Source organism: Mesorhizobium sp. Primo-A, assembly GCF_003997175.1.
GTDB lineage: Bacteria > Pseudomonadota > Alphaproteobacteria > Rhizobiales > Rhizobiaceae > Mesorhizobium > Mesorhizobium ciceri.
Window position 1 is genome coordinate 63,166 of record NZ_RZTG01000014.1, and the last position, 18,665, is coordinate 81,830.

19 protein-coding genes are annotated in these 18,665 nt (G+C 63.8%); 11 read left to right on the forward strand and 8 right to left on the reverse strand.

Annotated features, from left to right (window positions below; translation table 11 throughout):
* The first annotated feature begins 243 nt into the window (after positions 1-243).
* Positions 244-2,934, forward strand: a complete 2,691-nt coding sequence (gene acnA, locus EOC83_RS24815; protein ID WP_013528828.1) for an aconitate hydratase AcnA — start codon at positions 244-246, stop codon at positions 2,932-2,934.
* A gap of 103 nt (positions 2,935-3,037) precedes the next feature.
* Here acnA and EOC83_RS24820 read toward each other — a convergent pair whose 3' ends face one another.
* Positions 3,038-3,709 (reverse strand): ceramidase domain-containing protein, encoded by a 672-nt coding sequence (locus EOC83_RS24820; protein ID WP_063169545.1) that lies wholly within the window; start codon positions 3,707-3,709, stop codon positions 3,038-3,040.
* A gap of 172 nt (positions 3,710-3,881) precedes the next feature.
* Between EOC83_RS24820 and EOC83_RS24825 the strand changes: the two genes are divergently transcribed.
* Together EOC83_RS24825 and EOC83_RS24830 are read left to right on the forward strand one after the other, a co-directional pair.
* Complete coding sequence (locus tag EOC83_RS24825; protein ID WP_013528826.1) at positions 3,882-4,667, forward strand: thioredoxin family protein; 786 nt, start codon at positions 3,882-3,884, stop codon at positions 4,665-4,667.
* Between the two features lie 433 nt (positions 4,668-5,100).
* The gene (locus tag EOC83_RS24830; protein ID WP_013528825.1) at positions 5,101-5,484 is read left to right on the forward strand and encodes a DUF2794 domain-containing protein; all 384 of its coding nucleotides are present in this window, start codon (positions 5,101-5,103) and stop codon (positions 5,482-5,484) included.
* A 132-nt stretch (positions 5,485-5,616) separates the two neighbouring features.
* Here the strand turns inward: EOC83_RS24830 and EOC83_RS24835 are convergent, their stop codons facing one another.
* The 4 genes from EOC83_RS24835 to EOC83_RS24850 all read right to left on the reverse strand — a co-directional run bounded on the left by EOC83_RS24835 (position 5,617) and on the right by EOC83_RS24850 (position 10,549).
* Positions 5,617-6,189, reverse strand: coding sequence for a GNAT family N-acetyltransferase (locus EOC83_RS24835; RefSeq protein WP_063169546.1), 573 nt, complete (start codon positions 6,187-6,189; stop codon positions 5,617-5,619).
* Between the two features lie 108 nt (positions 6,190-6,297).
* The gene (locus EOC83_RS24840) at positions 6,298-7,077 is read right to left on the reverse strand and encodes a Bax inhibitor-1/YccA family protein (protein WP_013528823.1); all 780 of its coding nucleotides are present in this window, start codon (positions 7,075-7,077) and stop codon (positions 6,298-6,300) included.
* Between the two features lie 227 nt (positions 7,078-7,304).
* On the reverse strand, positions 7,305-9,854 hold the full coding sequence (locus EOC83_RS24845) for an ABC transporter permease (RefSeq protein ID WP_063169547.1): 2,550 nt from the start codon (positions 9,852-9,854) through the stop codon (positions 7,305-7,307).
* Positions 9,854-10,549 (reverse strand): ABC transporter ATP-binding protein, encoded by a 696-nt coding sequence (locus EOC83_RS24850; RefSeq protein ID WP_063169548.1) that lies wholly within the window; start codon positions 10,547-10,549, stop codon positions 9,854-9,856. Before EOC83_RS24850 ends, EOC83_RS24845 begins: the two co-directional genes overlap by 1 nt.
* An 88-nt stretch (positions 10,550-10,637) precedes the next feature.
* Here EOC83_RS24850 and EOC83_RS24855 point away from each other — a divergent pair, with 88 nt between their 5' ends.
* Both EOC83_RS24855 and thpR read left to right on the forward strand, forming a co-directional pair.
* The gene (locus tag EOC83_RS24855; RefSeq protein WP_013528820.1) at positions 10,638-11,282 is read left to right on the forward strand and encodes an arylesterase; all 645 of its coding nucleotides are present in this window, start codon (positions 10,638-10,640) and stop codon (positions 11,280-11,282) included.
* A gap of 125 nt (positions 11,283-11,407) precedes the next feature.
* Positions 11,408-12,004 (forward strand): RNA 2',3'-cyclic phosphodiesterase, encoded by a 597-nt coding sequence (gene thpR, locus EOC83_RS24860; RefSeq protein WP_063169549.1) that lies wholly within the window; start codon positions 11,408-11,410, stop codon positions 12,002-12,004.
* On the opposite strand, the gene EOC83_RS24865 is transcribed toward thpR, so the two are convergent.
* Positions 11,908-12,426, reverse strand: a complete 519-nt coding sequence (locus tag EOC83_RS24865) for a low molecular weight protein-tyrosine-phosphatase (RefSeq protein ID WP_013528818.1) — start codon at positions 12,424-12,426, stop codon at positions 11,908-11,910. The two genes, thpR and EOC83_RS24865, sit on opposite strands and share 97 nt — an antisense overlap.
* A 50-nt stretch (positions 12,427-12,476) precedes the next feature.
* Between EOC83_RS24865 and EOC83_RS24870 the strand changes: the two genes are divergently transcribed.
* From EOC83_RS24870 to EOC83_RS24880, 3 genes are all read left to right on the forward strand, one after another.
* Entirely contained in the window at positions 12,477-12,773 is a 297-nt protein-coding gene (locus tag EOC83_RS24870; RefSeq protein ID WP_063169551.1) for a 4a-hydroxytetrahydrobiopterin dehydratase, read from the forward strand.
* A gap of 123 nt (positions 12,774-12,896) precedes the next feature.
* Entirely contained in the window at positions 12,897-13,259 is a 363-nt protein-coding gene (locus EOC83_RS24875; protein WP_013528816.1) for a YkvA family protein, read from the forward strand.
* Positions 13,260-13,529: 270 nt separating this feature from the next.
* Positions 13,530-14,033 (forward strand): invasion associated locus B family protein, encoded by a 504-nt coding sequence (locus tag EOC83_RS24880; protein WP_013528815.1) that lies wholly within the window; start codon positions 13,530-13,532, stop codon positions 14,031-14,033.
* Between the two features lie 55 nt (positions 14,034-14,088).
* Here EOC83_RS24880 and EOC83_RS24885 read toward each other — a convergent pair whose 3' ends face one another.
* A complete protein-coding gene (locus EOC83_RS24885) occupies positions 14,089-15,438 on the reverse strand; it encodes a chloride channel protein (RefSeq protein WP_063169552.1) in 1,350 nt (449 codons plus the stop codon).
* Positions 15,439-15,817: 379 nt separating this feature from the next.
* On the opposite strand from EOC83_RS24885, the gene rlmN reads away from it, so the two are divergent.
* From rlmN to EOC83_RS24900, 3 genes are read left to right on the forward strand one after another with little or no spacing between them, the layout of a single operon-like run.
* The gene (gene rlmN / locus EOC83_RS24890) at positions 15,818-17,053 is read left to right on the forward strand and encodes a 23S rRNA (adenine(2503)-C(2))-methyltransferase RlmN (protein ID WP_063169553.1); all 1,236 of its coding nucleotides are present in this window, start codon (positions 15,818-15,820) and stop codon (positions 17,051-17,053) included.
* Positions 17,054-17,088: 35 nt separating this feature from the next.
* Positions 17,089-17,499, forward strand: coding sequence for a hypothetical protein (locus EOC83_RS24895; protein WP_224618958.1), 411 nt, complete (start codon positions 17,089-17,091; stop codon positions 17,497-17,499).
* Complete coding sequence (locus tag EOC83_RS24900; RefSeq protein ID WP_063169555.1) at positions 17,499-17,978, forward strand: hypothetical protein; 480 nt, start codon at positions 17,499-17,501, stop codon at positions 17,976-17,978. The genes EOC83_RS24895 and EOC83_RS24900 overlap by 1 nt, the downstream gene beginning before the upstream one ends.
* A gap of 6 nt (positions 17,979-17,984) precedes the next feature.
* On the opposite strand, the gene EOC83_RS24905 is transcribed toward EOC83_RS24900, so the two are convergent.
* A complete protein-coding gene (locus EOC83_RS24905; RefSeq protein WP_013528810.1) occupies positions 17,985-18,626 on the reverse strand; it encodes a LysE family translocator in 642 nt (213 codons plus the stop codon).
* Positions 18,627-18,665 lie beyond the last annotated feature (39 nt).

The window sequence follows — 18,665 nt, forward strand, 5'->3', positions numbered from 1 at the left end:
CCGCATCGCACAAAATTGCTTTCCAACTGTCTAGAACTATTCCAGAAAATTCTCTATATGCGGTGCATCCGTGCCAGCGGTCGGCACGGGAACAGAATTAGCGCCGAACCAGCGCACGCGCCGCCTTGAACGGCTCGGGTTGCTTGGGAACGGACAGCGGAAATGGCCGTACCCGCACCTTTGCGCGTGATTGCATGCCATCGGCGTCCGTTCCCTTTCAGGCTGAACAGACAAGGATCGCACGTGTCAAAATCCCTCGACAGTTTCAATTGCCGCCGCACGCTGACCGCAGGCGGCGCTGAATATGCCTATTTCGATCTCATCGAGGCCGAAAAGAACGGCCTTACCGGCATCTCGCAACTGCCCTATTCGATGAAGGTGCTGCTGGAAAACCTGCTGCGCAACGAAGACGGCCGCTCCGTCACCAAGGAATCGATCCAGGCGGTGGCCGGCTGGCTGACCGACAAGGGCACCGCCGGCGTCGAGATCGCCTATCGGCCGGCCCGCGTGCTGATGCAGGATTTCACCGGCGTTCCGGCCGTGGTCGATCTTGCCGCAATGCGCGACGCCATGGCTTCGCTCGGCGGCGATCCGCAGAAGATCAACCCGCTGGTGCCGGTCGACCTCGTCATCGACCATTCCGTCATCGTCGACGAATTCGGCACGCCGATGGCCTTCGCCCGCAATGTCGAGCTGGAATATGAGCGCAACGAAGAGCGCTACAAATTCCTGAAATGGGGCCAGCAGGCGTTCCGCAACTTCCGCGTCGTGCCGCCCGGCACCGGCATCTGCCATCAGGTCAACCTCGAATATCTCGGCCAGGTGGTGTGGACCAACACCGAGGACGGCGAAACCACAGCCTATCCCGACACCTGCGTCGGCACCGATTCGCACACCACCATGATCAACGGCCTGGGCGTGCTCGGCTGGGGCGTCGGCGGCATCGAGGCCGAGGCGGCCATGCTCGGCCAGCCGGTCTCCATGCTGCTGCCGGAAGTCATCGGCTTCCGTCTCACCGGCAAGCTGAAAGAGGGCGTCACCGCCACCGACCTCGTGCTCACCGTCACCCAGATGCTGCGCAAGAAGGGGGTCGTCGGCAAGTTCGTCGAGTTCTTCGGCCCGGGCCTCTCCAACATGACGCTGGCCGACCGCGCCACCATCGGCAACATGGCCCCCGAATATGGCGCCACCTGCGGTTTCTTCCCAGTCGACTCGGAAACCATCCGCTATCTCACAATGTCCGGCCGCAGCGAGGACCGCATCGCGCTGGTCGAGGCCTACGCCAAGGCGCAGGGCCTGTGGCGTGAAACCGGCTCGGCCGACCCTGTCTTCACTGATCTGCTCGAGCTCGAACTTGGTTCCGTCGTGCCGTCGATGGCCGGCCCCAAGCGGCCTGAAGGCCGCGTCGCCCTGGAAGGCATTCCGGAAGGCTTCGCCAAGGCGATGGAGACCGAATACAAGAAGGCGGCCGAAATCTCCAAGCGCTATGCCGTCGAAGGCACCGACCATGATCTCGGTCACGGCGATGTCGTCATTGCCGCCATCACCTCCTGCACCAACACCTCGAACCCGAGCGTGCTGATCGGCGCCGGTCTTTTGGCCCGCAATGCCAACCGGCTCGGTTTGAAGCAGAAGCCGTGGGTGAAGACCTCGCTGGCTCCCGGCAGCCAGGTGGTCGCCGAATATCTGGAGAAATCCGGCCTGCAGAAGGAGCTCGACCAGATCGGCTTCAACCTGGTCGGCTTCGGCTGCACCACCTGTATCGGCAATTCCGGCCCGCTGCCGGCGCCGATCTCCAAAACCATCAACGACAAGGGCCTGATCGCCGCCGCGGTCCTGTCCGGCAATCGCAACTTCGAAGGCCGTGTCTCGCCTGACGTGCAGGCCAACTATCTGGCCTCGCCGCCGCTGGTCGTCGCGCACGCGCTGGCCGGAACTGTCACCAAGGACCTCACGACAGAGCCGCTCGGCGAGGACAAGAACGGCGAGCCGGTCTACCTCAAGGACATCTGGCCGAGCTCGGCCGAAATCCAGGAGTTCATCGAGAAGAACGTCACCCGCGAGCTGTTCGCCCGCAAGTATGCCGACGTCTTCAAGGGCGACGAGTACTGGCAGAACGTCAAGGCGCCGGAAGGCCAGACCTATGCCTGGGACGACAACTCGACCTATGTGCAGAACCCGCCCTATTTCGCCGGCATGACATCAGGTTTCGGCAAGATCGGCGACATCAAGGGCGCCCGCGTGCTCGGCCTGTTCGGCGACAAGATCACCACCGATCACATCTCGCCGGCCGGATCGATCAAGGCAGCGTCGCCGGCCGGAAAATATCTCACCGACCACGGCGTCGGTGTCGCCGACTTCAACCAGTACGGCACGCGGCGCGGCAATCACGAGGTGATGATGCGCGGCACCTTCGCCAACATCCGCATCCGCAACCACATGCTGGGCGAGAACGGCCGCGAGGGCGGCTACACCATTCACTACCCGTCGAAGGAAGAGGAATCGATCTACGACGCGGCGATGGAGTACAAAAGGGAAGGCGTGCCGCTGGTCGTCTTCGCCGGCGTCGAATACGGCAACGGCTCGTCGCGCGACTGGGCGGCCAAGGGAACCAATCTGCTCGGTGTCCGCGCGGTCATCGCCCAGTCCTTCGAGCGCATCCATCGCTCGAACCTGGTCGGCATGGGCGTTATCCCCTTCGTCTTCGAGGAAGGCACCTCATGGGCATCGCTCAACCTCAAGGGAGACGAGCTGGTCGAGATCGACGGACTGAGCACCATCAAGCCGCGCCAGACGATGATCGCCAAAATCACCTATGGCGACGGCACGGTGAAGAACGTGCCGATCATCTGCCGCATCGATACGCTGGATGAGCTCGACTACTTCAAGAACGGCGGCATCCTGCAATACGTGCTGCGCGATCTGGCAGCTTAGTAAGGGAGTAGGGGAGTAGGGGAGTAGGGGAGTAGGGAAGGGAATACCTATTCCCCTATTCCCCTATTCCCCTATTCCCCTATTCCCCTATTCCCCTATTCCCCTATTCCCTTACTTTCGGCTTCCCGAACCGCGCCGCGGCGGCCAACAACACACCCAGCATCAGCCCGTTGAGGATGTGCCAGAGGAAGTGCGTGCCGAGCGGGAAGCCGCCGCAGACCAGCGGGTCGATCATCCGGCAGATGACGGACACCACGAAGATCGCCGACCCGGCCAGATTGTACCAGCCGGCGCGATTGCCGCTGGCGGCCACCAGCGCGCCGAAGAAGGCGAGCGCCAGGAACGGCGGCAGATAGCCCGTCGTGCCGTTCGACGCCTGGCGCAGCCAGTCCGGCACGGCAACGGTTATCGCCCCGGCAATCACATAGAAGGCGATGAAGATGGCGATGGCTTTGCCCCATCGCATGCCGAGGAAGCGACGCAGATTGAACAGCGTGTAGGCCAGCGTGAAGCCGGCGATCGGCAGCACGTCGGCCCAGACCGTGCCCTTGGTGGCAAAAGTGTGAAAGATCGTCGAGCCGATGCCGATCGCCACCACCCACCAGGCCAGAACCTCGGCGAAGGCGCCGGTGCCCAGCCTTCGCACCTCGCGCACGCCCCACAGGCCGGCGGCGATGAAGGCGAAGTTGGTCAGGGCGTTGACCGGTTCGGACCAGAATTCCGGGCCGGTCCGCTCGCAATAGAGGTCGACCGGCGCCAAAAACGTTTGCCACATCGCGATTGCCGCCCGAATCGGTTTCTATCCTGAAGCGCAGATCCTTCCTATTGCGGCGTTGCGGTCGGCTGCAACGGCAAAATTTCACCGCAACGTGACTTCCCGTTGACTTCCGGTTCTGCCACATATTTCAGCAATCAAGATAAAGCCGGCATCACCGGCGGGAATCGGAATGGCCATGGCCTCGCGAAAATCATTGTGGCTGGCAGCTCTTGCGCTGGCCTTCTCGGCGTCTGCCGGCGCCGGGCATGCCGGCGAATCCGATCGCGCCCAGACCGACCGGGTCCAGATCGAAAAGCCATTGGGCGTGGTCGAGCTGTTCACCAGCCAGGGCTGCAGTTCCTGCCCGCCGGCCGATACTCTGTTCTCCGAACTTGCCGCCAAGGAAGACATCGTCGCGCTCGCCTATCACGTCGACTACTGGGACTATCTCGGCTGGCAGGACACGCTCGGCCGCAAGGAGAACACCGAGCGGCAATACGACTATATGCGCGCCTTCGGCAGCCGCTCCGTCTATACGCCGCAGGCCGTCATCAATGGCCGCGTCCATGTCAACGGCGCCAACCGCGGCGAGGTCGATGGTGCGCTCGCCCGCATGGCCAAGAGCGGTGAAGGCATGCGCGTCGCCGTCAAGGTCAGCCGTACCAGCGATCGCGTGATGATCGACGCCGGCGATGCCGGCAACGGCCCCAGCGACGCCCATGTCGTCATCGTCTATTTCGACCCGCCGCAGACGGTCAAAGTCGGCGAGGGCGAAAATACCGGCCGCAAGATGACCTACTGGAACGCCGTCACCGGCATCCAGACCGCCGGCATGTGGCATGGCAAGGCACAGCGCTACGAACTGCCGATGAGCGAGATTGCCAAAAAGGGCGGCTGCGCCGTGCTGCTGCAGTCGGTCGGCAAGGACGGCATGCCCGGTCCCATTCTCGGCGCCGCATTCATCCACAAGCCTTGAGATAGAGCGCTCAAACCCCTGCCGCGGTAGCGCGAAGGTTCACCTATCACCAGCCAATAAAAAACCGACGTCAGCTTGCTTCTGACGCCGGTCATTTAGGTTTTGGGATCGTCGCTCCCGGTTCTTCCGAGGAAGAGCCGAGGTTGGTTCGATCCGACGCAGACCCGTGGGCGGGGGGCTTGGGGTTTACGAGCCGGTGCCGGACCGAACCGTCTCAGGCAACGCCGGTAAATTCGTCGGACATTGGGGCATGAGCGCGGATAAAAAAAGGCAGAAATGTGGCGGAACATCACCAATTCCAACACGGCGTTTCATAAAAGTGACTGGACGTGACGGAAACGGCGCGGCGCGGGGCTCGGTTCGCCGGGCCTTGCAATTCAGTCGCGAACACGCCAACTTTGGTTGGCAAAGATTCATTTTGAAGGATCGAGGCATGACCGATGACAGTGGCGGGACGGGGGATGGGGACGCATCCGCAATAATCCCGCTGCACGAGGCGCGACGCGAACGTCTCGATCAGCCGGTGCGGTTCGACCGACGCGAGCTGGACCAGATCCTCAGGCTCTACGGACGCATGGTCGCCGCCAATGAATGGCGCGACTACGCCATCGATCATCTCGCCGACCGCGCTGTCTTTTCCGTCTTCCGCCGCACCAGCGAAGTGCCGCTGTTCCAGATCGTCAAGGATCCGAAACTGGCCCGCAAGCAGGGCGCCTTTGCCGTCATCGCCGCCGGCGGCCGCATCTTGAAACGCGGCCAGGAACTCGGCCGCGTGCTCGGTGTGTTCGACAGCAAGTTGAAGCTGGTCGAAGCCTGAGCAGGGAATTAGAGCAGGGGAATTGAAGAAATGGAGAATTGATGAGTTGAAGAAAAGGCCTCGGCGTCATCTGTTGCCGCCGCTTCTTTTTATTCTTCAGTTCTTCAATTGCGCAATTCTTCAGTTCCTTCTTCAGTCCCCTCTAAGGCGAAACTTCCGCTCTGGCAGCGAACTCGGATCGGGCGGCGCCGATGCCCCGCCATTCAGCGACAGCTGCATGAACACCGTGTCCAGCCAGCGCCCGTGCTTGTAGCCGGAGCCTTCCAGGCGGCCCGAATGGCGAAAGCCGAGCTTTTCGTGCAGCCGCACCGAGGCGCTGTCGGGACGGCCATCGCCGATCACCGCGATGATCTGGCGAAAGCCCGCCGTCGTCACCGCCTCGATCAGGCTTTGCATCAGCTTGAGCCCGACGCCCTGGCCCTTGGCCTCGGGCGCGACATAGACCGAATCCTCGACAATGAAGCGATAGGCCGGGCGTGGCCGGAAGGCACCGGCATAGGCGTAGCCGAGAACCGCGCCGTCCTTCTCCGCCACAAGGTAGGGAAAGCCGCCGGCCATCAGGCTGTCGAATCGAACACCCATCTCCGCGCGGCTCGGCGGCTCCAACTCATAGCTCGCCGTGCCTTGGGCGACCGCGTCGGCGTAGATGCCGGTGATGCTGTCGAGGTCGGCCGCTGTCGCCGGTCGAATCGTAATAGTGCTCATAGTTTATGGGTGCCATTTCTCTGCTCGCGATAACAGCAAAGCCCGGCACAAAAGAAAAGGGCGGCCGTTGGGCCGCCCTTTTGGAACTCGATGGTCCAGCATGCTGAACTAGCGACGGTCGCCCATGAACTGCAGCAGGAACATGAACAGGTTGATGAAGTCGAGATAGAGCGTCAGCGCGCCCATGATCGCCTTGCGGCCGGCAACGTCCGAACTGTCGCCCTCGAAATACATCTCCTTGATCTTCTGCGTGTCATAGGCGGTGAGGCCCGCGAAGACCAGCACGCCGATCGCCGACACGGCAAACGACAGCGCCGACGACTGCAGGAAGATGTTGATCACCGACGCGATGATGATGCCGAACACGCCCATGATCAGGAACGAGCCCATCGCCGTCAGGTCGCGCTTGGTGGTGTAGCCGAACAGCGACAGCGCACCGAAGGCGGCGGCCGTGGCGAAGAAGGTCTGTGAAATGCTGGCCGTGGTGTAGACCAGGAAGATCGAAGACAGCGACAGGCCGACGAGACCGGCATAGACCCAGAACGTCGTCTGCGCTGCCGAAACGCTCATCGACTGGACGCGGAACGACAGGAACAGCACGGCGGCCAGCGGCGCCAGCATCACCACCCAGCGCAGCGGCGAGCCGAAGATCGCGTAGCCGAAGGACGTCAGCATCTCGCCGCTCGGCAGCGTCGCGACAGCCGAAGCCGGATCGGTGGTGGTGGCCAGCATGATCGTGCCGACAGCGGCAAGACCGGTGATGAGGAGGCCAAGCCCCATCAGATTGTAAACCTTGATCATGTAGGCGCGCAGGCCCTGATCGATGTCGGCACCGACGCCGACGCCGGGCACGGCGCGCGTCTGGTAGTTGCGAATGGGATCAGCCATTGTAGTCCTCTATTGCTTCTGCCCCGTCCGGTGTCAGGTCCTTCCGGACCTGGGCGCCGCTGGCAGGGCTCCAGCATGCCTGTGGCGAAATATGATGGTTATTCGCGTCAAGAACAAGACCGTAACCGGATGTAACGGTTCGTGAGAGGGCGAAGCGCCGTTTCCTCGGCTTTTCGGACGGCTTTCTTACCAAGATTTAATCCAGGATGCCCGTTCCGGGCCTGTCGTCACAGGTTGCGCAGCACCGGTGCTGCCTTGTGGCCGAGCACCCGCCAAGTACCGGCGAGACCAATGCCGACCGTGATCACCAGCGAAAACAGAATGGTTGCCACCGCCACCTCCGGCATGAAATGCGACGGCAGAGTCATGATGCGCGCGACGACGAACCAGGCGGCTGCGCTGCCCGCCGCCAGCGCGAAAATGGCGGTGGCCAGCCCGATCAGCATATATTCGAGCGAGAAGGCCGATATCAGCGTCGTGCGTGTCGCGCCCAGCGTCTTCAACACCACCGCATCATGGATGCGCGCCCGGTTGCCGGCTGCAAGCGCGCCGGCCAGCACCAGCACCGAAGCGATCAGCGCCACGCCAGCGGCCGCCCGGATCGCCGTGCCGAGCTGTCCGACCAGCCGGTTGACGATGTCGAGCGCGTCCTTGACCCGCACCGTCGTCACCGCCGGGAAGGCGCGGGTGACGGCGTTGAGGATGCGGGCGTCGTCGGCCGTCGATGCACTCTTTTCGGTCAGCGTCGCCATCCAGCCATGCGGGGCGCCCGCGAATGTGTTGGGCGAGAAGACCATGACGAAATTGATACCCATCGTCTCCCATTCGACTTGGCGGAAACTGGCGATCCTGGCCGTGACGTTGCGGCCCAGCACATTGACGGTGATGGTGTCGCCGAGCTTCAGCCCGATCTCCTTGCCTTCTTGCGCCGAAAACGAAACCAGCGGTTCGCCGCTGTAATTTTCGGGCCACCAACTGCCCTCGGTCAGCGTCGCGTTCTCCGGCTGCCTGGTGTCATAGGTCAGGCCGCGATCCCCCCTCAGCACCCAGGCGCCTTCCGCCGGCACCTTCACCTTGTCGACATCGACACCGTTCAGCGCCATCACCCGGCCGCGCAGCATCGGCACCTTGGCCAGCACGCCCTGCGGCGCCTCCTTGCCGATCAGCGCCGAGAAGGACGCGACATCGGCGCTCTGGATGTCGACGAAGAAGAAGTTCGGCGCCCGTTCCGGCAGGCTGCCTGAGATCTGTCGCCTGAGATTGCCGTCGATCAGCGCCAGCGTCACCAATAGCGTCAGCCCGAGCCCCAGGGACAGCACCACCGATGGCGTCAGGGCGCCTGGCCGATGGATGTTGCCGATGGCGAGCCTGAGCGCCACGAAGCGCACGCGCGGGCTTTTCCTGGCCGCCCATTGCACCAGTGCGCCGACCGAGCGCAGCACCAGGAAGGCGAAGACGGTAGCGCCGACAAAGATCGAGGCGATGCGCTGGTCGCCCGAGAACAGAATGGCCAGCGCCGCAAGCAGCAGCGCGATGCCTATGGCCGCCGCGACATAGGCGGGGCGCGGCAAGCCGCGGCCTTCCAGTCCCATTTCGCGAAACAGCGCGGTTGCCGGCACGTCGCGGGCGCGGCCGAGCGGCAGCAGCGCGAAAGCCAACGTCACCAGCAGGCCGAACAGCGCCGCCATGCCGAGCGCGCCGGGATAGAAGCCGCCTTCGGCCGGCACCGGAATGACGGATTGCAAGGCCGCGCTCGCCGCGAAGGGCATTAGTGCGCCGAGCACAAGGCCTAGCACGACACCCAATCCGGCTATGATCAGGATCTGCACGAGATAGACGGCAAAGACGAAGCCGCCCGAAGCGCCCAGGCTCTTGAAGGTGGCGATGACGCCGCGCTTGCCGTCGAGATAGGCGCGCACCGCATTGGCGACGCCGACGCCGCCGACCACCAGCGCCGTCAGCCCGACCAGGGTCAGGAACTGCGAGAAGCGTTCGATGTTGGACGACAGCGCGGGCGCCGCGTTGCTGCGCGTGCGGATCGACCAGCCGGCTTCCGGAAAATCCGTGGCGGCCTGATCCTGGATGGCCTTGAGCCTTGCCTCGTCGGCGTCCGCCGGCAGCCGGATTTTGTAGGCATTCTCGACCAGGCTGCCCGGCTGGATCAGTCCAGTGGCCGCCAACCCTTCGGTCGAGATCATCAGCCTCGGCGCGAAGCCGAAGCCGTCGGACACGGCATCCGGTTCGGCGACCAGCTTGGCGCGCAGTTCGAAAGTAGCGGTGCCGAGCTTCAGCCGGTCGCCAAGCTTGACGTGCAACCGCTCGAACAGAAGATCGGGCGCTGCCGCACCGAAGACGCCGAACTCTTCGCCGAACAGTTCCTGTTTCGACAGCGCCGGCTCGGTCTCCAGCGTGCCATAGAGCGGATAGACATGGTCGACCGCCTTGGCCTCGACCAGCGCCTGGTCGGATCCGTCGGCGAGACGCGCCATCGAACGCATGCTGGCGGTCCGCGAAACCGTGCCGAGCCCGTCAAGGAAGCTGCGCTCCGCCTGACTGGCGTCACGCTGGTTGATCTGGAAGCGAAGATCGCCGCCAAGCAGCGTCTGGCCCTGATTGGCGACACCGGCGGTGATCGAACGCGCCACCGAGTTGACGCCGCCGATGGCCGCGACGCCGAGCGCGATGCAGGCGAGGAAGATCAGGAAACCGGACAGGCCGCCGCGCATCTCGCGCAGCGAGAAGCGGACAGCGAGCCTCAACGTCCGGGACAGCGGCATCAGGCCGTCACCTTGACCGGCGCCGGTGCCTCGATCCGGCCCGAGTGCATCGAAACCTGGCGCGAACAGCGTGCCGCGAGCGCCGGATCATGCGTCACCAGCACCAGCGTCATGCCGCGCTCGGCCGCCTTCGCAAACAGGAGGTCGGCGACCTGCCGCCCGGTCGCCTGGTCCAGATTGCCGGTCGGCTCGTCGGCGATCAGGATGCGCGGCGACGGCGCCAATGCGCGGGCGATCGCCACGCGCTGCTGCTCGCCGCCCGACAATTCGCCGGGATAGTGGGTGACGCGGTCGCTGAGGCCAACCGCCGCCAGCTCGCGCGCCGCCACCGCGAACGGATCGGAATGGCCGGCCAGTTCCAGCGGCACCGCGACATTTTCGAGCGCCGTCATGTTGGGAATGAGATGGAAGGACTGGAACACGATGCCAATGTTTCGGCCACGAAACGAAGCAATCTGGTCCTCGCTTTTGCCGTTGAGCAGCTCGCCGGCGATTCGGACCGTACCCGAATCGACCCTTTCCAGGCCTGCCAGGACCATCAGCAAGGTCGACTTGCCGGAACCCGAAGGTCCGACGATGCCGGTCGCCTCGCCGGTCGCCACGTCGAGGCTCACCCCCTTCAGCACATGGACCGATGAAGCGCCCTCGCCAAGGGTCAGGGACACGTCTTTCAGCGCGATGACGGCTTCTGTCAAAATGAAATCGTCCTATATCTGGGAATGAAGGCTCTGCTTGCCGGAAGCCGTCGACTGGAGAATTCCTAGCTCATATGGGGCCTGCCGCATGTCTTTCAAACGCAGTATTGCCGCAGGCTTCGTGGTTTTCCTCGCCATTTGCGGCGTCATGTCGTCGGCGCGTGCCGAGCCGTTCAAGATCGTCGGCTTCGGTGACAGCCTGATGGCGGGCTATGGCCTTGGACCCGACCAGGGCTTTACCGACAGGCTGCAGGCAGCGCTTGGCGCCAAAGGCCACGACGTGACCGTCGCCAATGCCGGCGTCTCCGGCGACACGACGAGCGGCGGCCTGGCGCGGCTTGACTGGTCGGTGCCGGACGGCACGCAGCTGGTCATCCTCGAACTCGGCGCCAACGACATGCTGCGCGGCGTCTCGCCCGACATCACCAAAAAGAACCTCGACGAGATGCTGAGCAAGCTGAAGCAGCGCAAGATTGCCGTGCTTCTGGCCGGCATGCGCGCCGCACCCAATCTCGGTCCCGACTACCAGAGCGCCTTCGACGCCATTTTCCCGGACCTGGCGAAGAAATACGACGTCGCGCTCTACCCGTTCTTTCTCGACGGCGTCGCCGGCCAGCCCGGCATGCAGCTCGAGGACGGCCTGCATCCGAGCGCACGAGGCGTCGACCAGATGGTCGAACGCATCCTGCCCGCGGTCGAGAAGGTGATCGCGGCGGTGCCGGGCGATTCCTAGCGGGTTGGAACTGTTTCCGCCCGGCGAGCTTTTAACAGGGACTGTGGCCAACAAACCTCTTGCTCCGTTTGACTATCGATGATTCGCTATGGGTGACAGTTCGATTCGAGGAAGGGAGGCTCTTCATGCCGCGTCTTTTCACCGCCCTCGAAATTCCGCGTGACGCTGCCCTTTCGCTGTCCCTGCTGCGGGGCGGCTTGCCGGGAGCTCGCTGGATCGACGTCGAAAACTACCATCTGACGCTGCGCTTCATCGGCGATGTTCCCGGCCATGTCGCCGACGAGATCGCCAACGCGCTCGACCGCGTCCACCGCCCTTCTTTCTCGCTGGCGCTGACCGGCGTCGGCGCTTTCGGCCAGAAGAAGCCGCATGCGGTATGGGCGGGCGCTTCCGCCTCGCCCGATCTGGCCGCCCTTCAAGGTGAGGTCGACCGCATCTGCCAGCGGCTCGGCATCCCGGCCGACCCGCGCAAATTCATGCCGCATGTGACGCTGGCGCGCTTGCGCAATTCGACCCCGCTGGACGTTGCCCAATATCTGTCGGCGCGCGGCAATTTCTCGACGCTGCCGTTCCGCATCGGCCGTTTCGTTTTGATGTCGTCGCGCGATTCGGTCGGCGGCGGACCCTACATCGTCGAGGAAGCCTGGCCGCTGTCAGGCACGGACGCCCGCGCCTCCAGCCTTGTCGCCAGCGCCTCCGACGCCTCGCGGATCATGCGATAGGCGGAAGCGAAGGCTTCTGCCTCGTCATGATAAGGATCCGGCACGTCGCGTGCCTTTCCCTGCGCGAATTCCAGGAACAGATGGATACGGTCCTGCACGGCCGCCGGCGCCAGCGCCTTCAGGTCAGCGACATTCGACCGGTCCATGCCAAGGATCAGGTCGAAACGGTGGAGGTCCTGCGGCGTGACCTTGCGCGCCCTCTGCCCGGAAATGTCGACGCCGTGCCGCATGGCGACCGCGATCGCGCGTCGATCGGGGGCAGAGCCGGCCTCCCAGTCACTGGTTCCCGCCGAATCGAGCAGGATATCCCGGGCCGACCCGCGCTCGGCCCAAACGGCGCGGAAGACACCTTCCGCCAGCGGCGACCGGCAGATGTTGCCGAGGCAGACGAAGAGAATGGAATTTATAGGCTTCGCGCTCATCGATCCGTCGCTATGGTGAGGGTCGTTTTCGAATAGCACAGGATAGGGACATGGCGAGAGAGAAACTGGGCAGGCAAGCCGCTGAAGCCGCATTGACGGGCCTCGACGGCTGGGCGCTGGCGGAAGACGGCGCCTCCATCAAGCGCACATTCACCTTCGCGAATTTCTCCGAGGCTTTCGCCTTCATGACCCGCGTCGCGCTTGCCGCCGAGGCGATGGATCATCATCCCGACTGGTCGAATGTCTACAAGACCGTCGACGTGACGCTGAACACCCACGACGCCGGCGGCGTCACTGCGCTCGATATCGATCTGGCCACGAAAATGAACCGTTTTGCCGGCGCCTGAGGCCTGGTATCGCCTCGGCAGGCCCAAATCGGCACCGGCATCTTGTAGCGGGGGTCGGGTTTCACCACATTTTCCCCCGCGGGGCAGGCGCCGGATGCGCATGAGCCCCGCAAGGAGAGACTGATGGCGCAACAATCCGGTTTTGATTTCTTCGGCTTTGGCGGCAAGCCGTCAGACGAGAGCGAAGTGCGCGAGAAATTCTGGCGCACAGCCAAGAAGGCCGCGCGGCAGATCCCCTTCATGGAAGAGGTCGTGGCCGCCTATTATTGCGCCATGGACAAGAACACGCCGCTGCGCGCCAAGGGCATTCTGCTGGCCGCGCTCGGCTATTTCGTGCTGCCGGTGGATGTCATCCCCGACTTCGTCTTCGGGCTTGGCTTCACCGACGACATCGCTGTGCTCACCGCCGCGATCACCGCCGTCAGTGCCCACATCACCACTGCGCACCGGCAGGCCGCCAGGGACGCCATGGCCGAGAAGGGCTGAACACGCGCGCGGAACGCCGTTGAAGCCGGCTTTCGGCGACAGCGTAAAAAGTCAAACTCTTGCCGCTTTCGTGGCCTTCAAGTCGCCAAAGGGATGTCGCGCCACCCGCTCGCAGGGCGGCGGCGCGGGTATGGTGGCGGTTTCCTCGGGGTGAGGGTCCTTTTCTCTTCGGAAATTCACCGTTTGGTAACCCAGATTAAATCAAAATGAAGCGACGGGCAGGACGCCAAGCCGGCCTGCCTCCGCACCATTTGGAATACGGGAAAAGCGATGCGCGGATTGATTGCGATAGTTTCGAGTCTGGCCCTGGTGGCCGTGGCAGCGCCGGCACTGGCGCAGTCGGCGACCAAGATCGGCCAGCACAATGCCTGGGGCACCTACAGCTACCAGGCATCGGGCGGCAAGGTCTGCTATGTCCTGACCGTGCCGACCGACAAGCAGCCGCCCACGCTCGACCATGGCGATATGTTCTTCTTCGTCAGCCAGCGGCCCGGCCAGCAAGTGTCCTACGAGCCGCAATTCATTGCCGGCTACAATTTCCAGGAAGGCTCCAAGGCCACCGTGACCATCGACAAGAAGACGTTTTCGATGTTCACGCGCGGCAAATCGGCCTGGGTCGAGAATGCCGCCGAGGAGCCGGTACTGATCGCCGCCATGAAGACCGGCACCGACATGAAGGTGACGGCGAAGTCCGGCCGCGGCAATCCCACCTCCTATGTCTTCTCTCTGAAGGGCATTTCGGCGGCGCTGACATCGATCGCCAAGTGTAAATAGGCAAAGCTACTTTTTTGAGGGAAAGGCCGGGCCGCGAAGTCCGGCCTTTTTTCTTTCATACTTGCCCCGGCCCGGCCTCCGCCCGGCGGCGCCGGATCGCCTCGGCGATGAAGACACGCGATAGCGCGTGATAGAGCGGCTCGTGCGAGATCATGCGCGCCGTGCCGTAGCCCAGCATCGAGGCCAGCATCAGCGCGATGACATTGTCGTGATTGCCGGTCATCTCCAGGATGATGACGAAGGCCGTCATCGGCGCTTGCACCACACCGGCGAAATAGCCGGCCATGCCGAGCAGTGCCGCCACCCCAGTGCTCGCGCCAAAGAGGAGGCCGAGCGAACTGCCGATGCCGGCGCCGACAGCCAGCGAGGGCGCGAAGATACCGCCCGGAATGCCCGAGATCATCGACAGCAATCCCGCCAGGAACTTTTCGGCGAAGAAGAACCACGGCAGCGGCGTGCCTTCGACGGCGCCCCGCGCCTGCACGTAACCGGTGCCGAAGGTCAGCCCGCCCGAGGCAATGCCGATCACCGCCACCGCAAGCCCGCAGATTGCGGCCACGATCAGGGCGCGCCGCAAAGGCTGCCCAGTGTTCCAGCGCCGGATCCGCCGCGTCGCCTTCAACGCCAGCAGCGAGAACAGCGCGCCGAACCCGCCGCCGATGACGCCGCAGGCAATCACCAGCGGCCACTCGGCGGCAAACGAGATGGTGTCCCTGGCGACGCCAAAATAGGTGTAGTTGCCGAGCAGCCCGAGCGAAGCGAGACCGGCCAGGATCACCGCCGTCAGCACCAGCCCGTTGGTTCGCGCCTCATAGGTGCGGCCCATCTCCTCGATGGCGAAGACGATGCCGGCCAGCGGCGTGTTGAAGGCGGCGGCAATCCCGGCGGCCGACCCGGCCAGGATCAGACCCCGGGCCTGCACCATGCCGCCCCAGCGTGCCGCCTGCAGCATCAGCGACGCGCCGACTTGCACCGTCGGACCCTCGCGGCCGATCGAGGCGCCGCAGAACAGGCCGACGATGGTGAGCATGATTTTGCCGGCCACCAGTTTGAGGGACAGGATGTGGCTGCGGTCCTCGTCGTCACGCAGATGGCGGGCGGCGATCGCCTGCGGAATGCCGCTGCCTTGCGAACCGGGAAAGAAGGTGTGGGCAAGCCAGGCGCACAGCACGAAACCCAACGGCGTAATGGCAAGCGGCAGATAGAAACGCCAGCCGCCTGCATCTCCTGTCATCAGTTGAAACAGTTCCTGCGCCCTGTCGGCCAGCACCGCGAACAGCACGCTGATCACACCGATGCCAAGCGCGCCGGCCCAGAACACCAGGCGCGGCTGCCAGACCCGCCGTGAGCCCCACATCGCGCGCGAACGCCGCAGCATGGGATATTTTCGCGATGTGCCGGCCATGTCTGTCCTCGAGCGGGGAATGTTTCGGCCTAACACAGCTGGGCAGTCTATTAAACTAGCGCCGGAAAAACCTGTCGTTGGCGCTCGCCTGAGTGCCAGGCGGAAGCATCGCTTCGGTGAAAGGTCGACCCCCACTCCGTCGAGCTACGCTCGACGGAGTGGGGGAAGCCATCAGCCAAACGCGCTGCCGCCGCAAGACAGGCATTATCGGGAGAAAAATGCCCGCCATGACGAGGGGCGGTGCCGACGTCGTTCCAAGGCGATCGTAGATCGTAAAGCTAGCTGAGCATGACTCTGCCCTCAACCTGTGCTATGCGCCGCGCTTCCTTTCCGGCACGATGCGTGAAATCGGCCGCAAACCGCTTATATCAGTGCAACCATGACCCTTTCATTCGATCTCACCACTGACAGCGCCCGCGACGCGTTGCGTGCCCGCTCGGCACAGCCCGAAAAGCAGTCGCTGATCGGCCTGACGCGGATCGAACTCGCCGAGACTCTGGTTGCATCAGGCGCTGTGCCCGAGCGCCAGGCGACAATGCGCGCCCAGCAGCTGTGGCACTGGATGTATGTGCGCGGCGTCTCCGATTTCGCCGGCATGTTCAACATCTCCAAGGATCTGCGTGCTGAGCTCGACAAGCATTTCACCGTCGCCAGGCCCGAGATCGTCGAGGAGCAGATTTCCGCCGACGGCACGCGAAAGTGGCTGTTCCGCTTTCCGCCGCGCGGCGCCGGCCGGCCTGTCGAGATCGAAACCGTCTACATTCCCGAAGAGGGTCGCGGCACGCTGTGCATCTCCTCGCAGGTGGGCTGCACGCTGACCTGCTCGTTCTGCCACACCGGCACGCAGAAGCTGGTGCGCAATCTGACGGCCGAGGAGATCCTCGCCCAGCTGCTCACCGCCCGCGACCGGCTCGGCGATTTCCCTGACCGCGACACGCCCGACGGCGCCATCGTGCCGGCCGAAGGCCGCAAAGTGTCCAATATCGTCATGATGGGCATGGGCGAGCCGCTTTACAATTTCGAAGCGGTGAAGAAGGCGCTGCTGATCGCTTCCGACGGTGACGGCCTGTCCCTGTCGAAGCGGCGCATCACGCTGTCGACCTCCGGCGTCGTGCCGGAAATCTTCCGCACCGGCGAGGAAATCGGCGTCATGCTGGCAATCTCGCTGCATGCCACCAATGACGATCTGCGCGACTTGCTTGTGCCGATCAACAAGAAGTATCCGCTGAAGGAACTGATCGCCGCCTGCCGCGCCTATCCCGGCCTGTCGAACGCCAAGCGCATCACCTTCGAATATGTGATGCTGAAGGACGTCAACGATTCCATCGAGGACGCCAAGGGACTGATCAAGCTGCTCAAGGGCATTCCGGCCAAGATCAACCTGATCCCGTTCAACCCGTGGCCGGGCACCAATTACCAGTGCTCGGACTGGGAAACGATCGAGAAATTCGCCGACTACATCAACAATGCCGGCTATGCCTCGCCGATCCGCACGCCGCGCGGCCGCGACATCCTCGCCGCCTGCGGCCAGCTCAAATCCGACTCCGAGCGCATGCGCAAGGTCGACCGGCTGGCTCTGGAAGCGATGATGATAGCGGGGCACGGCGAGGCGTGAACCGCCCCTTCGCCTGCCTAAGACGCCTCGCCATCATGGCGGTCGGCTATATCGCCGCCGTGCTGACCTCGATCCTGGTGCCGGTGCTGCTGATCGCTCTTCTGGAAGGCATCGAAGACGGCAACTGGTCGATCATTTTCGCCTTCGACTGGCTTGGCTCGTTCCCGCTCGCCGTGTTGACCGTAATGATCGGCGCGCTGTTGATCGTCGGCCCGGCGCTCTTTGTCGCCGAACGGTTCTCACTTCGAGGATGGTTCTACTTCGCCGCCACTGGTGCGATCACGTCCATTGCCTTTGGCGTATCCATGCCGCGCTCGGCCAGCAGCTTTGTCTTCAATCCGGGCTTTCTGGGTTTTCTCGCCACCGCCGGCATCGCCGCCGGTTGGATCTACTGGCTTCTGGCTGGACGCAGGTCCGGCACGGGCCGGAATCTGGGCCGGGATTGATGGCGCGTCTCGTCGGCTACCTCATCCGTTTCACCGTCATCCTGTTCGGCTATGCCGTCGCCTCGCTGGCGGCGAGCGCCTTCCTCAACATCCTGTTCCTGGCATCGCTCGGCTACACGCCGGAGCATGCGCATCCGACGGCGACGGCTTCCCTGTATTTTTCAATTCCCTTCGCCGCCCTGTTCGTCGCCTATTTCGCCCTGATGCCGGCCTCTGTCGTCATCCTGCTTGCCGAAATCCTGGGCCGGCGCGACTGGCTGTTCTATGCGCTGGCGGGCGCGGTGGTTGCCGGTGTTTTCCTCGGGCTTGCCGACCACAGCGGTGACACCGCCTTCGCCGTCAGGGACACCAGCGCCATCATGGCCGTGATCGGCAGCGGCATGGTCGGTGGTATCTTTTACTGGCTCAGCGCCGGGCGCTGGGCCGCAAGCTGGTGGCAAGGCGAACCAGAATCAAAAGAGGATGGCCGGACAGGATGACGGCGCCTACTTCGCCTGGGCCGTCAGGATCTTGAGGGCGAAGGCGGAGAACACGCCGGCAAACAGATAGTCGACCACCCGCGTAACGCGCGGGCTTGCCTTCATCGCCGCCGAAAACTTTTCCGCCGCCAGCACCATCGGCACCGTCACCGGGACCGACAGCACGATGAACATCGTGCCCAGGAAAAACAGCTTTCCCGGTGCGTTCGGATCATGTGCGGAGACGAACTGCGGCAGGAAGGTCATGAAGAACAGGATGATCTTCGGGTTGAGCAGATTGACGCCGAGGCCCGCCGCCCAGCTGCGCAACAGCGAAATCTCGGGTCCCGTCTTCTTCTCCGGCGAAAAGGCCGAGCCCCTGGTGATTGCCTGCCAGGCCAGGAAGACGAGATAGCCGGCGCCGAAGATCTTCAGCACGAAGAATGCCATCGGCGAGGCGACGATCAGCGCCGAGACGCCGACCACCACCAGCGTGGTGTGGATCAGCGTGCCGCACAGCGCGCCGGCCATCGAGGCAAAGCCGGTGGCACGGCCCTGGCTCAGCGTGCGCGAGACGAACAGGGTCATGTCCGGCCCCGGCGTGATCGCCAGGATGACCGTGGCGATGGCGAACTGGATCAGCGTGGTGGTGTCTGGAATGAACGACATGAGCGGCCCCGGGGAATTGGGAGGCCTATACAGGATGCG

Excerpts from the sequence above, each read along its gene's own strand:
- EOC83_RS24820 (WP_063169545.1), bottom strand. The coding sequence starts at position 3,709 with ATGTGGCAAACGTTTTTGGCGCCGGTCGACCTCTATTGCGAGCGGACC.
- EOC83_RS24825 (WP_013528826.1), top strand. The coding sequence starts at position 3,882 with ATGGCCATGGCCTCGCGAAAATCATTGTGGCTGGCAGCTCTTGCGCTG.
- EOC83_RS24830 (WP_013528825.1), top strand. The coding sequence starts at position 5,101 with ATGACCGATGACAGTGGCGGGACGGGGGATGGGGACGCATCCGCAATA.
- EOC83_RS24835 (WP_063169546.1), bottom strand. The coding sequence starts at position 6,189 with ATGAGCACTATTACGATTCGACCGGCGACAGCGGCCGACCTCGACAGC.
- EOC83_RS24840 (WP_013528823.1), bottom strand. The coding sequence starts at position 7,077 with ATGGCTGATCCCATTCGCAACTACCAGACGCGCGCCGTGCCCGGCGTC.
- EOC83_RS24845 (WP_063169547.1), bottom strand. The coding sequence starts at position 9,854 with ATGCCGCTGTCCCGGACGTTGAGGCTCGCTGTCCGCTTCTCGCTGCGC.
- EOC83_RS24855 (WP_013528820.1), top strand. The coding sequence starts at position 10,638 with ATGTCTTTCAAACGCAGTATTGCCGCAGGCTTCGTGGTTTTCCTCGCC.
- thpR (WP_063169549.1), top strand. The coding sequence starts at position 11,408 with ATGCCGCGTCTTTTCACCGCCCTCGAAATTCCGCGTGACGCTGCCCTT.
- EOC83_RS24865 (WP_013528818.1), bottom strand. The coding sequence starts at position 12,426 with ATGAGCGCGAAGCCTATAAATTCCATTCTCTTCGTCTGCCTCGGCAAC.
- EOC83_RS24870 (WP_063169551.1), top strand. The coding sequence starts at position 12,477 with ATGGCGAGAGAGAAACTGGGCAGGCAAGCCGCTGAAGCCGCATTGACG.
- EOC83_RS24875 (WP_013528816.1), top strand. The coding sequence starts at position 12,897 with ATGGCGCAACAATCCGGTTTTGATTTCTTCGGCTTTGGCGGCAAGCCG.
- EOC83_RS24880 (WP_013528815.1), top strand. The coding sequence starts at position 13,530 with ATGCGCGGATTGATTGCGATAGTTTCGAGTCTGGCCCTGGTGGCCGTG.
- EOC83_RS24885 (WP_063169552.1), bottom strand. The coding sequence starts at position 15,438 with ATGGCCGGCACATCGCGAAAATATCCCATGCTGCGGCGTTCGCGCGCG.
- rlmN (WP_063169553.1), top strand. The coding sequence starts at position 15,818 with ATGACCCTTTCATTCGATCTCACCACTGACAGCGCCCGCGACGCGTTG.
- EOC83_RS24895 (WP_224618958.1), top strand. The coding sequence starts at position 17,089 with ATGGCGGTCGGCTATATCGCCGCCGTGCTGACCTCGATCCTGGTGCCG.
- EOC83_RS24900 (WP_063169555.1), top strand. The coding sequence starts at position 17,499 with ATGGCGCGTCTCGTCGGCTACCTCATCCGTTTCACCGTCATCCTGTTC.
- EOC83_RS24905 (WP_013528810.1), bottom strand. The coding sequence starts at position 18,626 with ATGTCGTTCATTCCAGACACCACCACGCTGATCCAGTTCGCCATCGCC.